Raw genomic sequence first — 12,510 nt, forward strand, 5'->3', positions numbered from 1 at the left:
GTCCGACCGGTACCGTCACGGGACCTCCGCGCCCCGGGACGCGGCCGCTCAGCCACCGGACGATCCGAGGACGAGCGAGACCGTACGCTCCTCGCCGCCGCGCTCCACCGTGAGCTCCAGCCGGTCCCCGGGGCGGTGCGCCCGGGTCTTGACGATCAGTTCCTCGCCGGAGTGGACGCGTTGGCCGTCGACCGCGGTGATGACGTCGCCCGCCTTGATCCCGGCCTTCGCGCCCGGGCCGCCCGTGGTGACCGGCGGTCCGCCGTCGCCGCCCTTGGTGCCGACCCGGGCGCCGTCGCCCGTGTAGCCCATGTCCAGGGTGATGCCGATGACCGGGTGGGTCGCCTCGCCGGTGTTGATCAGCTCCTCGGCGACCCGCTTGCCCTGGTTGATGGGGATGGCGAAGCCGAGGCCTATCGAGCCGGACTGCCCGCTGTCCGGGTCGGAGCCGCTGCCGGCGGAGCGGATGGCCGAGTTGATGCCGATGACCCGTGCCTCGGCGTCGAGCAGGGGCCCACCGGAGTTGCCGGGGTTGATCGGCGCGTCGGTCTGCAGCGCGTCGACGTACGACACGTCGCTGCCGTCGCCCTTCTCACCGCCGGCCGTGATGGGCCGCTGCTTGGCGCTGATGATGCCGGAGGTGACGGTGCCGGCCAGGTCGAAGGGCGCGCCGATGGCCACGACCGGGTCGCCGACCTGCACGTTGTCCGAGTTGCCCAGGGGCAGGGGGGTGAGACCGCTGACGCCCTTCACCTTCACGACGGCGAGGTCGTAGCCGCCGTCCCGGCCGACGACCTCGGCCCGGGCGGTCTCCCCGCTGTTGAAGGTCACGGTGATCTCGCCGGAGGATCCGGCGGGCTTCACGACGTGGTTGTTGGTGAGGATGTGCCCCCGGTCGTCGAGCACGAAGCCGGTGCCGGTGCCCTGCTCGCTCGAGCCGCTCACATGCAGGGTGACCACGCTGGGCAGGGCCCGCCCGGCGATCCCGGCCACGCTGTCCGCGTCCCGCGCGGCGGCCTCCTTCCCGGCCTGCGGCAACTCGACGGTCCCCACGCCGCCGTTCCGCTCCAGATACGTCCCCACGACGCCGCCGATCCCGCCGGACACGAGCGCGAGCAGCACGGCACCCGGCACCAACGCCTTCCTGCCGCGCTTGGGCCGCTGTCCGGTACTGAGGACGGCGGCCCCGTTCTGCTGGAGCGGCCCGCCGCCTCCGGGGGCGCTGTGGGCCGCCCAGGGGTCGTAGCGCTGCCAGGGGTCGGGTGCGGGGGCGGGCCCTGGGGCCGGGGCCGGAGCGGCGGCGGGCTGGGGGACCTGGCCGGGCGCCGGAGCGGCGGGCGGCGCTACGGCGCCCGGAGTCGGAGCGGTGAGCGGCCCTGCAGCGACCGGAGCCAGAGCCGTCCGGTCAGGGGCCTGAAGGGCCGGCGGTGGTGCTTGGGCCGGGACCTGAGCGGTGGGAGGCGGAGTGTGGGACGCGTCCTGGGCCACAGGAGGTGACATCGGTGCCAGGGCCTGTGTCATGGGCGCGGGCCCGGTGGGAGGCGGCCCGGGCGGTGTGCCGTGCGTCGCCGGGGCAGGGGCGCCGGGCAGGGGCGGCTGTCCGGGTATCGCCACGCCCTGTGCGGGTGTCGCAGCCGGGTGCTGGACGGGCGGTGCGGGCGCCCAGGGGCCTGGTTCTCCGTAGGGCGGGGTGCTGTACGGATCGGGGTCGTGCAGCGGCTTGACAGCCGCCTCTGCCGCCACGGCGGGCCGGGCGGGAAGGGTGGGCTCGGTGACGGCGGCGTCCCGCGGGTCGGCGACGGCCGGAGCAGTGCCGTCGGACCGCGGCTCGGTGACGACCGGAACCGCGCCTTCGGACCGGACCGCCGCATCGTCGGACCGCGTCGCACCGTCGGCAGAGCCCTCGGCTTCCACCGCCTCGGGGCGCCTCAACTCGTAGTCGCCCTCGTCGTCCGGCCGCTGCCGGACCACGGGCCGCGCCAGCTCGAAGTCGCCGTCGCCGGAGGCGGCCGGGCTCGCCGCCGGTCCCTGGGCCTCGTCCACGCCCGCCTCGTGCGCAGGCTCCTGCGTCTTCGGACGGCTCCACCACTTCTCTTTCGTGGGCTTCCCCTCGTTCATGCTCTCCCCACAGCACAGCCGCGCCACGGCTCGTCGGCGGTGGCCGCAGTTCGTCGAATCGGCGCCCGCACACACCTCTGCCGCGGGCGCCACCCCCGGATTCAATCAGGTTCGCGGCGCCGCGCGCAGAGGACCGTCAGCGAGCCGTACGCGGGGAGGCCGAGTGCGAGGGGGACGCGGTGGCCTGAGGGAGGGGCACGCCGAGCAGGGGCGTCGTGAGCTCGGGGGCGGCGGACCACGTGCTCAGGGGCACCGGCGGCACCGCCTCCAGCGGACGTATCAGCGGGGACATGGCGGCGGCACCGGCCACCACCGGGGCGGTCAGCGCGTGCACGGCGTGCTGCCGGGGCGGTGAGGGCACGCCGGGCAGCAGCGGTGCGCCCACCTCGGTCGGGGCGACCGGGGTGCGTTCGAGGGCGCTCTGGCCCTGCGCCTGCCCGAGCAGCAGTCCCGCGCCACGGCGGCGCTGGGACTCGGGCGACGTCGTCGCGCCCGTGCCCTGGGTGCGCAGGGGCGTGACGTTGCTGCCCGTGCCCGAGCCGCGGGCTTCCGTGTCGGCCGGGGTGACGGCGGTGACGCCGCCCAGGGCGAGCGCCGCAAGGGACACGGCCCCGGCGGCCACGAAGGCGAACCGCAGGCGCGAGGACGACCTGTCCGTCCCGGGCCGTCCGACGTCGTGGATGCGGAAGCCCCGGTTGCCCGGGGGCAGGCCGCGGCGTCCGGTCGGCAGGCCCCGGCCACCCGGGAGTCCGCCGCCGCCCGACGGGAGCGGCAGGGTCGGCAAGTGCGGCCTCGACGGGGCGTATCCGAACTCGAACCGCTCACCGCCGCGCTTGGTCCCGAAGGCCCCTGACGCGCCGAAGCGTCCGGAGAGGCCGGAGAGGCCGCCGGGCAGCCCTCCTCCGCCCGGCGGCGTGGCATCACCGTCCGGGCCGCCGCCCCCGGGTAGTCCCTGCAGGCGGGCCAGGAAGCTCTCGGAAGGGGGCGGCGGGGCCGCCTCCGCGAAGACGTTCTTCAGCCGGCGCTGGGCGTCCACCTCCGCCTTGCACTTCGCGCAGGTGGCCACGTGCGCCAGTACGCGCTCCCGCGCGTCATGACCGAGCTCCCCGTCCACCAGGGCGGAGAGTCGGTCTCCCAGGTGCTGCTCTGCGAGGTGTCCCTCGGAGGACTCAGGCCGTGATCCGCTCACGCGCTCGCGCCCCCTCCTCCCAGGGCGGGTACACGCGGCACGAAGGAGCGGCGCTCCGCGCGCGCCTGAGGCGAGCGGTGCGCGAGGGCCTTGCGCAGCTGGGAGCGGCCGCGGTGGATCCGCGAACGGACCGTGCCGAGCTTGACGCCGAGGGTCGCGGCGATCTCCTCGTACGACAGCCCTTCGATGTCGCACAGGACGACCGCGGCCCGGAACTCGGGCGCCAGGGTGTCGAGGGCCTGCTGGACGTCCGCGTCGAAGTGGGCGTCGTGGAAGACCTGCTGGGGTGTGGGCTCCTTGCTGGGCAGCCGCTCGGCCGCGTCCTCGCCGAGCGCGTCGAAGCGGATGCGCTGCTTGCGGCGGACCATGTCTAGGAACAGGTTCGTGGTGATGCGGTGCAGCCAGCCCTCGAAGGTGCCCGGCGTGTACGTCGACAGGGAGCGGAAGACGCGGACGAAGACCTCCTGCGTGAGGTCCTCCGCGTCGTGCTGGTTGCCGGTGAGGCGGTAGGCGAGCCGGTAGACCCGGCCGCTGTGCGTGCTGACGATCTCCTCCCAGGTGGGCGGAGTCCACGCCTGCCCGTCCGCGTCGGTGGAGAAGGTCGCGGTCTGAGCGGAGCCGGCGGCGTGGCCGTGGTCAGCAGCGGTGTCGTTCACAGATGTCGGCCTGCCCGCCGAACCGAGGAAGCGCCGGAGCACTCCTGCGCGATCCGCAGGCGCAGCCGCACCTCCCCTGTCAGCTCTGGTGGTGTCCAGTGGAGCCCCTACCATAGCCACCTCGCCCGTTAGGACCGGATAAGCGGTTTTACGAGAATTTGATCTGGGCTGATACGCCTCGCACTGCTGCGTCGGCACTTGCTCGGTGTCCCGATCCACCGCCCGCCCCCCGTCACGACCCAGGCCACTTGCTCATCTCTTTAAACGACCGGTCCCATCTGCGGGTTCCCGCGCCCAACGGATACAGTCACGCCAGGCATTCACGGGGACAGGAGAGGGTCATCACCGGCAACCGGCAGACGAGCTGGGCGTTCGTCGACGCCTATGTCGCCGAGGACGAAGCACTGCGCTGGGCCCGTGACCGGGCCCGCGAGGCAGGGCTGCGCTCGGTGTCGCCCGGCACGGGCGCCGCTCTGGGGTTGCTGGCCGCCTCCGTCGACGCGAAGGCCGTCGCGGAGATCGGGACCGGCTGCGGGGTCTCCGGCATCCACCTCCTGCACGGCATGCGGCCCGACGGCGTCCTGACGACCGTCGACTCCGAGCCGGAGCACCAGCAGGTCGCCCGCCAGGCGTTCCGCGCCTGCGGCTTCGCCAGCAACCGGGCCCGCTTCATCCCCGGCCGGGCCCTGGACGTGCTGCCCCGCCTCGCGGACTCGGGCTACGACCTGGTCTTCTGCGACGGCGATCGCCTGGAGGTCATGGACTACCTCGCTGAATCGTTGCGTCTGCTGCGCCCCGGCGGGCTGGTCGTCTTCGAGGGCGCCTTCGCCAACGGCCGGACGGTGGACTCGGGTCCGCAGCCCACGGAGGTGCTGCGACTGCGGGAGCTGCTGCGCGCGGTGCGCGAGAGCCAGGAACTGCTGCCGTCGCTGCTGCCGGTGGGCGACGGTCTGCTGTGCGCGGTGAAGCGCTAGCCGGACGGCGATGGGCACGGGCGGCGCCCGGGCAGGCGCGGGACCGGGTGGGTAAACAACCGCCCCGGCACCTCATGAGATGCCGGGGCAGCTGAAAGGGTATGGTCGCTTGCGCGTCAGCCGACGACCTTCTTGAGGGCGTCGCCGAGGGCGTCGGCCTCGTCCGGGGTCAGCTCGACGACGAGCCGACCGCCGCCTTCGAGCGGAACGCGCATGACGATGCCCCGCCCCTCCTTGGTCACCTCGAGCGGGCCATCACCCGTCCGCGGCTTCATGGCCGCCATGCTCGTTCCCCTTCCTGAAACCCAGCTCATCGTCAAAGCCGCCGGCCCTGAAGAAGGGCACACGTGCGGTCCATGAGGCAGGACTCGCGACACCGGCATCGAACACATTGCTTCCCGGCCATTATCCCGCATCGCAGGACCCGATGACCAACATCAGTCGGCATCGCTTGCGCAACGCACGCGAGCAAAACCACTCATTTCGGCGGTGAGGCTGCGATACTCCGCCACCCCGCGCACTTCTTCCGAACGGATCCGGTCGAGAATTCTTTGACGCAGGTCACACGTGCGGTTGGGCCTTCCCCCGATGATCTCCGTCATGCTGTCCTGCAGACTCGGGACGTACCGGCCGGTACGTCCCCGATCCGCTGCCCGGAGGGGATACGCCATGGCCGACACCGTGCTCTACGAGGTGAGCGACGGACTCGCGACGATCACGCTCAACCGCCCGGAGGCGATGAACGCGCTGAACGTCGCGACCAAGGTCGCCCTGCGGGAGGCGGTCGAGTCCGCGGCGAGTGACACCGCCGTGCGGGCGGTGCTGCTGACCGCCGCCGGTGACCGGGCGTTCTGCGTGGGTCAGGACCTCAAGGAGCACATCGGCCTGCTGGTCCAGGACCGCGAGACCGGCTCGGGGCAGACCATGAGCACGGTACGGGAGCACTACAACCCGATCGTGCGGGCGCTGGCCGCGGCTGCGAAGCCGGTCGTCGCCGCGGTGAACGGGGTGGCGGCCGGGGCGGGCTTCGGCTTCGCGCTCGCGGCGGACTACCGGATCGTGGCGGACACGGCCGCGTTCAACACCTCGTTCGCCGGGGTGGCGCTGACCGCCGACTCGGGGATCTCCTGGACCCTGCCGCGGGTCGTCGGCCCGGGGCGGGCCACCGACCTGCTGCTCTTCCCGCGGAGCATCGGCGCGCAGGAGGCGTACGAGCTGGGCATCGCCAACCGGCTGGTGCCGGCCGGCGAGCTGCGGGCGGAGGCCGGGAAGGTCGCGCGGGCGCTGGCCGAGGGTCCGACGGTGGCGTACGCGGCCCTGAAGGAGTCCGTGGGCTACGGGCTGACGCACTCCCTGGAGGAGACGCTGGAGAAGGAGGACGAACTGCAGACGCGGGCGGGGTCCTCCGAGGACCACGCGATCGCGGTGCAGGCCTTCGTCAGCAAGGAGAGGCCGAAGTACCTGGGGCGGTGAGCCCGGCGCGGTGGCCCTCCCTCACCGGGCGCCTCTGGCCACGCAGGTCTCCAGGTGGTCGTCGACCAGGCCGCAGGCCTGCATCAGGGCGTACGCCGTGGTCGGGCCCACGAAGCGCAGGCCGCGCTTCTTCAGGGTCTTGGACAGGGCCGTCGACTCGGGCGTGACCGGCGGGACGTCCGCGAGGGTCTTCGGGGTCGGGCGGACGGCCGGGTCGGGGGCGTACGACCAGATCAGCTCGTCGAGCTCACCCGGGGACCAGCCGGCCAGCACGCGGGCGTTGGCGAGGGTCGCGTCGATCTTGGCGCGGTTGCGGATGATGCCGGTGTCGGCCAGGAGGCGCTCGCGGTCCCCGTCGGTGAAGGCGGCCACCGAGGCGATCTCGAAACCGGCGAAGGCGGCGCGGAAACCCGGGCGGCGGCGCAGGATCGTGATCCAGGACAGGCCTGACTGGAAGGCCTCCAGGCTGAGCCGCTCGAACAGCGCGTCGTCGCCGTGGACCGGGCGGCCCCACTCCTCATCGTGGTACGTGACGTAATCCGGGGCGGACAGGGCCCAGGGGCAGCGCGGCGCACCGTCCGGACCGGCGAGTGCGGCGCCGTCGCTCACGGCCGGTCCTCCGGGCGCGGGGCGGGCTTGTCCATGGGCACGTGGTGCTCCGCGGACGGGGGCAGCGGGCCGTGGGCGGCGGCATGCCGGGCTCCGGCCAGCGCGGACTCCAGGTCGGCGATGCGTGCGTCGCGCTCGGCGAGCTCGGCGCCCAGGCGGCTCAGCGCGTCGTCCACGTCCGCCATGCGGTAGCCGCGGGGGGCGAGCGGGAAGCGGAGGTCCTCGACGTCGGCGCGGCTGACCGGGCGGTCCGGGGGCAGCGGGTCCCGCAGCCGCTCGGGGGCGGCCTCGGGCAGCGGGCCGTTCTCGCCGCCGCCCACGACGGCGAGGGTGACCGCGGCGGCCACGACGGCGAGCGCGACCACCAGGAACAGGAACATAACCATCGCGGAGCCCCCACGGTCGGACGAGACTTGAGTCGTCGGAAGTCTCCCGGAGTCTTCCGAGTCGGATGGTGCCAGGGTCCGATCGTGCCACGCGAGTCGGGCGGCTAGGGTCGCAGGCGGCGCACGACGGGTCGGTACACGAAAGGTCACAAGGGATGCTCAGGCTGGGCAGGCGGGAATTCGGACCGCACGAACCGGTGATCATGGCGATCGTGAACCGGACCCCGGACTCCTTCTACGACCGGGGGTCGACCTTCCGCGACGAGCCGGCCCTCGCGCGCGTGGAGCAGGCGGTGGCCGAGGGCGCCGCGATCATCGACGTCGGCGGGGTCAAGGCCGGGCCGGGCGAGGAGGTCACGGCCGAGGAGGAGGCGCGGCGCACGGTCGGGTTCGTGGCGGAGGTGCGGCGGCGGTACCCGGACGTGGTCATCAGCGTGGACACCTGGCGGGCCGAGGTCGGCGAGGCGGTGTGTGAGGCCGGCGCGGATCTGCTGAACGACGCGTGGGGCGGGGTCGACCCGCGGCTCGCGGAGGTCGCCGCACGCCACGGGGTGGGGCTCGTGTGCACGCACGCCGGAGGTGCCGAGCCGCGGACCCGGCCGCACCGGGTCGCGTACGACGACGTCATGGCCGACATCCTGGAGGTCACGGTCGGGCTGGCCGAGCGGGCCGTGGCCCTGGGGGTGCCGCGGGAGTCGATCATGATCGACCCGGGGCACGACTTCGGCAAGAACACGCGGCACAGCCTGGAGGCGACGCGCAGGCTGGGCGAGATGGTCGCCACGGGCTGGCCGGTGCTGGTGTCGCTGTCCAACAAGGACTTCGTCGGGGAGACGCTGGACCGGCCCGTGAAGGAGCGGCTCGTGGGGACGCTGGCGACGACCGCCGTGTCGGCCTGGCTGGGGGCGCAGGTCTACCGCGTGCACGAGGTCGCCGAGACGCGGCAGGTCCTGGAGATGGTCGCGTCGATCGCGGGGCACCGGGCTCCCGCCGTCGCCCGGCGCGGGCTGGCCTAGCCGGGGGCAGCAGGGGGCTCGGCCCCCCGGCGCCCCCGGCGGGGCTTCAGCGGCCCGCCTCCTTCGACACCAGCGCGACCGCCTCGTCCACGTCGTCCGTCACGTGGAACAGCAGCAGGTCCTTCTCCGCGGCCTTGCCCTGGGCGATGACGGTGTCACGCAGCCAGTCCACCAGGCCGCCCCAGTACGCCGTGCCGAACAGGACGATGGGGAAGCGGGTGACCTTCTGGGTCTGGACGAGGGTCAGGGCCTCGAAGAGTTCGTCGAGGGTGCCGAGGCCGCCGGGCAGGACGACGAAGCCCTGGGCGTACTTGACGAACATCATCTTCCGGACGAAGAAGTAGCGGAAGTTCAGGCCGATGTCGACGTACGGGTTGAGGCCCTGCTCGAACGGCAGCTCGATGCCGAGGCCGACCGAGATGCCGTTCGCCTCGACGGCTCCCTTGTTGGCCGCCTCCATCGCGCCCGGGCCGCCGCCGGTGACGACCGCGAAGCCCGCGTCGACCAGGCCACGGCCCAGCCGGACCCCGGCCTCGTACTCGGGCGAGTCCGCAGGAGTGCGGGCGGAGCCGAACACGCTGATGGCGGGGGGAAGTTCCGCGAGTGCGCCGAAGCCCTCGATGAACTCGGACTGGATGCGCAGCACCCGCCAGGGGTCGGTGTGGACCCAGTCGGAAGGGGCCCGCTCGTCCAGCAGCCGCTGGTCGGAGGTGCTGCCCTGTACCTGGTCCCGACGCCGGAGGACCGGCCCCTGGCGCTTCTCCTCGGGCGGCTGCCTCTTCCCCTCGGGGTTGCCGGTCGCCATGTGCGCTCCCTCCGTCGTGCCTGTCTTTCCACCTCAGCGTAGATCTACGCGGGTTACGAACGAGGGACGTGAGCATGTCCGCCCCGGAGCGGCGTAAACACGAAGGCGTCCGGGCCCGGTCAGGCGGTCAGCCAGGCCCGCAGGCGCTCCTCGCCCGCCAGGACCTTGGCGACCTCGACGCGCTCGTCCCGCTTGTGCGCCAAGTGGGGGTTGCCCGGGCCGTAGTTGACCGCCGGGACGCCCAGGGCCGAGAAGCGGGAGACGTCGGTCCAGCCGTACTTGGGCATCGGGACGCCGCCGACCGCCTCGATGAAGGCCTCGGCCGCCGGGTGGGACAGGCCGGGCATCGCCGCCGGGCTGTGGTCGACGACCTCGAACTCCTCAACCCCGCAGTCCGCGAAGACCTCCCGGACGTGGGCGACGGCCTCCTCGGGCGTGCGGTCGGGCGCGTAGCGGAAGTTGACGGTGACGACGCACTCGTCGGGGATGACGTTGCCGGCCACTCCCCCGGCGACGCCGACCGCGTTGAGGCCCTCGCGGTACTCCAGGCCGTCGATGACCGGCCACCGGGGCTCGTAGGAGGCGAGGCGGGCGAGGATCGGGGCGGCGGCGTGGATCGCGTTGGATCCCATCCAGCCGCGTGCCGAGTGGGCCCGCTCGCCCCGGGTCCTCAGCAGCACCCGCAGCGTGCCCTGGCAGCCGCCCTCGACCTGGCCGTCCGACGGTTCCAGCAGGACCGCGAAGTCGCCCGCCAGCCACTCGGGGTGGGCCTCGGCGACGTGCCTCAGGCCGTTCAGCTCGGCGGCGACCTCCTCGTTGTCGTAGAAGACGAAGGTCAGGTCGCGGTTGGGGGCCGGGATCGTGGCCGCGACGCGCAGCTGCACGGCGACGCCGGACTTCATGTCGCAGGTGCCGCAGCCCCACAGGACGCCGTCCTCGTCGAGCCGGGAGGGGACGTTGCCCGCGATCGGGACGGTGTCGATGTGGCCGGCCAGGATCACCCGCTCCGCGCGGCCCAGGTCCGTGCGGGCCACGACGTTGTTGCCGTACCGGTCGACCGTCAGGTGGGGCAGCGCGCGCAGGGCGTTCTCGATCGCGTCGGCCAGCGGCTTCTCGGTGCCGCTCTCGGAGCGGAAGTCGACGAGCAGGGCGGTGAGCTGCGCGGCGTCCAGCGTGAGGTCAAGCGAGGTGTCGGCCATGCCGTCGACCCTAACGCGCCGGGATCCGTGCCCAGGTTTCCCACCGGCCTCATGGCTCCCGGTACTCTCCAGTATTTTGTACGCGTGCCAGAGCCGTCTTCTCCCCAGCGCCGTGGCCGCCTCTTCCGATGGGGCTCCGCCTTCGTGGCCCTGCTCGCGGTCACCGGATATCTCGTCGTGCAGTACGTCACGGGAGGTTCGGGCGGACCGGGCTGCAAGGTCGTCTCGGGCAAGGGCGACGGGGCGTCCTACGCGTTCACGCCCGAGCAGGCCGTGAACGCCGCGACGATCACCGCCGTCGGTACCGCCCGCGGCCTGCCGGAGCGGGCCGTGACCATCGCGCTGGCGACCGCGTTGCAGGAGTCCGCGCTGCGCAACATCGACTACGGCGACCGGGACTCCCTCGGCCTGTTCCAGCAGCGGCCCTCGCAGGGCTGGGGCACACCGAAGGAGATCATGGACCCCGCGTACTCGGCGGGTGAGTTCTACGACCATCTGGTCAAGGTCCCCGGCTACACGCGGCTGCCCCTGACGGTCGCCGCGCAGCGGGTGCAGCGCAGCGGCTTCCCGCAGGCCTACGCCAAGCACGAGCCGGACGCGGCGCTGCTCGCCTCGGCGCTCACCGGGCAGTCCGCGGCCACGCTGACCTGCGAGGGCCGCCCGGCCGCGACCCGGGCGTCGGGTCCGGACGGGGTACGGGCCGCGCTGGTGCGGGACTTCGGGCGCGATGTGCTGGAGCCGGCCGGCGCGCAGGTGGACCGCTCCTCGACGGCGACGCCGGCTCCCGCTCCGAGCGGGGCGGGCGGCTCCGGTGAGCGGACGGTGACGCTGCCGGTGGCCCCCGGGACGGGTGCCACGGGCGGGCGGGGTGCGGAGCAGCGGGGCTGGCAGCTGGCGCACTGGGCCGTGGCCAACGCCTCCCAGTTGCACATCGCGCGGGTGACGTACGCCGGGCGTGAGTGGGTGGCCGGGAACACCGCGAGCGAGTGGCGGGGCGCGGCGGCGCAGGGCACCGCGGGGGCGGAGCGGGACGCGGACGCGGTCCGTATCGTCACGATGCGCTAGATCGCGCAGGGGTGCGGGGACTCACCCGTGGGAGGTAGCCGCGGGGCGCGTCCGGGCCGGTGTGCGCAGGTTTTCGCACCCTCGTCCGGCGGACCGGCGAAACCCTTGGGAGCACAAGGCTGGAGGGATCCGGCCGGGTGGTGACACAGGGCCTTTTTGCCCGTTTTTATCCGCAGGCGATAATGCGACGCATTACCAACTCTTTACGTGGCGGCGCCGCAACCTTCGCGGGCTTCGAGCGGTAGTCACTGCGTCCGAGCCGGGAGATCGACAGCCAGTCGATCGACTCCCGAACCCGGTCGGACGTCTCACGAACCTCACTGTTCTCTCCGTCGAAGGAGCACCATGTCCCTCCCCCTGACCCGCCGGATCGCCCGTGCCGCGCTGCTCGTCGCTGCGGGAGCGGCCGCCGGGGTCGGTGCGGCCGGCTCCGCCGGCGCGGCGCCCGAGCTTCCGGCCACCCCCAACCTCGGCGGACTGACCGCCCTGGACGGGGCGAACGTCGGCACCACCGTCGGCGGCGCGGCGCGGAACGTCGCCGAGTCGGCGGGTGACACCGGCGGCAAGACCGTGAAGAAGGCGGTCCCGGCCGCGGGCAAGACCGGTGGCAAGGCCGTCAAGAAAGCCACGCCGGTGGCACAGAAGGCGGCGGGTGACGCGGCCGGTTCTGCCGGGAAGCTCGTCGGTGACGCGGCCGGTTCGGCCAAGGGCGGGCTGCCGGCCGACTCCCTCGCCAAGGGCGGGGTGCCGTCCGCGGACTCGCTGCCGGTGAAGGGCCTGCCGGTCGGCTGACGCCGGGCCGCGAACGGGATGAGGGGTCCAGGGAGCTTCCCTGGACCCCCTATTCGCGTATCAGGCCCGACGTCCGGCGGTCCATGTGTCCGGTGGTCTCTATGTCCGGTAGTCCATGGGTCCGGTGTCCACGGGTCCGGTGTCCACGGGTCCGGTTGCGCGGGTCCGGTTGCCCACGGGTCCGGTTGCGCGGGTCCGGTTGCCCACGGGTCCGGTTGCGCGGGTCCG

14 protein-coding genes are annotated in these 12,510 nt (G+C 73.3%); 5 read left to right on the forward strand and 9 right to left on the reverse strand.

The window, feature by feature from the left end; translation table 11 throughout:
• Positions 1–48: 48 nt before the first annotated feature.
• From ACFW6P_RS10740 to sigE, 3 genes are all read right to left on the reverse strand, one after another.
• Entirely contained in the window at positions 49–2,118 is a 2,070-nt protein-coding gene (locus ACFW6P_RS10740; RefSeq protein ID WP_386423426.1) for a trypsin-like peptidase domain-containing protein, read from the reverse strand.
• Positions 2,119–2,254: 136 nt separating this feature from the next.
• On the reverse strand, positions 2,255–3,307 hold the full coding sequence (locus tag ACFW6P_RS10745; RefSeq protein ID WP_386423428.1) for an anti-sigma factor family protein: 1,053 nt from the start codon (positions 3,305–3,307) through the stop codon (positions 2,255–2,257).
• Entirely contained in the window at positions 3,304–4,077 is a 774-nt protein-coding gene (sigE, locus tag ACFW6P_RS10750) for an RNA polymerase sigma factor SigE (protein ID WP_386350833.1), read from the reverse strand. The genes ACFW6P_RS10745 and sigE overlap by 4 nt, the downstream gene beginning before the upstream one ends.
• 140 nt (positions 4,078–4,217) lie before the next feature.
• On the opposite strand from sigE, the gene ACFW6P_RS10755 reads away from it, so the two are divergent.
• On the forward strand, positions 4,218–4,937 hold the full coding sequence (locus ACFW6P_RS10755; RefSeq protein ID WP_386351157.1) for an O-methyltransferase: 720 nt from the start codon (positions 4,218–4,220) through the stop codon (positions 4,935–4,937).
• A gap of 116 nt (positions 4,938–5,053) precedes the next feature.
• On the opposite strand, the gene ACFW6P_RS10760 is transcribed toward ACFW6P_RS10755, so the two are convergent.
• A complete protein-coding gene (locus tag ACFW6P_RS10760; RefSeq protein ID WP_003966491.1) occupies positions 5,054–5,221 on the reverse strand; it encodes a DUF3117 domain-containing protein in 168 nt (55 codons plus the stop codon).
• Between the two features lie 153 nt (positions 5,222–5,374).
• Positions 5,375–5,539, reverse strand: coding sequence for a hypothetical protein (locus ACFW6P_RS10765; protein ID WP_386423430.1), 165 nt, complete (start codon positions 5,537–5,539; stop codon positions 5,375–5,377).
• Positions 5,540–5,606: 67 nt separating this feature from the next.
• On the opposite strand from ACFW6P_RS10765, the gene ACFW6P_RS10770 reads away from it, so the two are divergent.
• Positions 5,607–6,410 carry an enoyl-CoA hydratase/isomerase family protein gene (locus ACFW6P_RS10770; protein WP_386350838.1) on the forward strand — a complete coding sequence of 268 codons (804 nt, stop codon included), beginning with the start codon at positions 5,607–5,609 and terminating at the stop codon, positions 6,408–6,410.
• Positions 6,411–6,431: 21 nt separating this feature from the next.
• Here ACFW6P_RS10770 and ACFW6P_RS10775 read toward each other — a convergent pair whose 3' ends face one another.
• Together ACFW6P_RS10775 and ACFW6P_RS10780 are read right to left on the reverse strand one after the other, a co-directional pair.
• Positions 6,432–7,019, reverse strand: coding sequence for a DNA-3-methyladenine glycosylase I (locus ACFW6P_RS10775; protein ID WP_386350841.1), 588 nt, complete (start codon positions 7,017–7,019; stop codon positions 6,432–6,434).
• Positions 7,016–7,405 (reverse strand): DivIVA domain-containing protein, encoded by a 390-nt coding sequence (locus tag ACFW6P_RS10780; RefSeq protein WP_386350844.1) that lies wholly within the window; start codon positions 7,403–7,405, stop codon positions 7,016–7,018. The genes ACFW6P_RS10775 and ACFW6P_RS10780 overlap by 4 nt, the downstream gene beginning before the upstream one ends.
• A gap of 155 nt (positions 7,406–7,560) precedes the next feature.
• Between ACFW6P_RS10780 and folP the strand changes: the two genes are divergently transcribed.
• Positions 7,561–8,421, forward strand: coding sequence for a dihydropteroate synthase (folP, locus tag ACFW6P_RS10785; RefSeq protein ID WP_386350846.1), 861 nt, complete (start codon positions 7,561–7,563; stop codon positions 8,419–8,421).
• 46 nt (positions 8,422–8,467) lie between these two features.
• Here the strand turns inward: folP and ACFW6P_RS10790 are convergent, their stop codons facing one another.
• Complete coding sequence (locus tag ACFW6P_RS10790; protein ID WP_386350848.1) at positions 8,468–9,226, reverse strand: TIGR00730 family Rossman fold protein; 759 nt, start codon at positions 9,224–9,226, stop codon at positions 8,468–8,470.
• 119 nt (positions 9,227–9,345) lie between these two features.
• A complete protein-coding gene (gene dapE, locus ACFW6P_RS10795) occupies positions 9,346–10,425 on the reverse strand; it encodes a succinyl-diaminopimelate desuccinylase (protein WP_386423432.1) in 1,080 nt (359 codons plus the stop codon).
• Between the two features lie 84 nt (positions 10,426–10,509).
• Between dapE and ACFW6P_RS10800 the strand changes: the two genes are divergently transcribed.
• Together ACFW6P_RS10800 and ACFW6P_RS10805 are read left to right on the forward strand one after the other, a co-directional pair.
• The gene (locus tag ACFW6P_RS10800) at positions 10,510–11,490 is read left to right on the forward strand and encodes a heavy metal transporter (RefSeq protein WP_386423434.1); all 981 of its coding nucleotides are present in this window, start codon (positions 10,510–10,512) and stop codon (positions 11,488–11,490) included.
• 345 nt (positions 11,491–11,835) lie between these two features.
• Positions 11,836–12,282: an ATP-binding protein gene (locus ACFW6P_RS10805; protein ID WP_386350856.1), complete on the forward strand. Its 447-nt coding sequence runs from the start codon at positions 11,836–11,838 to the stop codon at positions 12,280–12,282.
• Positions 12,283–12,510: the final 228 nt, after the last annotated feature.

Origin of the sequence: Streptomyces sp. NPDC058741, assembly GCF_042746715.1 — a bacterium.
GTDB lineage: Bacteria > Actinomycetota > Actinomycetes > Streptomycetales > Streptomycetaceae > Streptomyces.

Bases quoted from the DNA above. Each gene is read 5' to 3' on its own strand.
- ACFW6P_RS10740 (WP_386423426.1), bottom strand. From the start codon at position 2,118: ATGAACGAGGGGAAGCCCACGAAAGAGAAGTGGTGGAGCCGTCCGAAG.
- sigE (WP_386350833.1), bottom strand. From the start codon at position 4,077: ATGGTAGGGGCTCCACTGGACACCACCAGAGCTGACAGGGGAGGTGCG.
- ACFW6P_RS10760 (WP_003966491.1), bottom strand. From the start codon at position 5,221: ATGGCGGCCATGAAGCCGCGGACGGGTGATGGCCCGCTCGAGGTGACC.
- ACFW6P_RS10765 (WP_386423430.1), bottom strand. From the start codon at position 5,539: ATGACGGAGATCATCGGGGGAAGGCCCAACCGCACGTGTGACCTGCGT.
- ACFW6P_RS10770 (WP_386350838.1), top strand. From the start codon at position 5,607: ATGGCCGACACCGTGCTCTACGAGGTGAGCGACGGACTCGCGACGATC.
- ACFW6P_RS10780 (WP_386350844.1), bottom strand. From the start codon at position 7,405: ATGGTTATGTTCCTGTTCCTGGTGGTCGCGCTCGCCGTCGTGGCCGCC.
- folP (WP_386350846.1), top strand. From the start codon at position 7,561: ATGCTCAGGCTGGGCAGGCGGGAATTCGGACCGCACGAACCGGTGATC.
- ACFW6P_RS10790 (WP_386350848.1), bottom strand. From the start codon at position 9,226: ATGGCGACCGGCAACCCCGAGGGGAAGAGGCAGCCGCCCGAGGAGAAG.
- dapE (WP_386423432.1), bottom strand. From the start codon at position 10,425: ATGGCCGACACCTCGCTTGACCTCACGCTGGACGCCGCGCAGCTCACC.
- ACFW6P_RS10805 (WP_386350856.1), top strand. From the start codon at position 11,836: ATGTCCCTCCCCCTGACCCGCCGGATCGCCCGTGCCGCGCTGCTCGTC.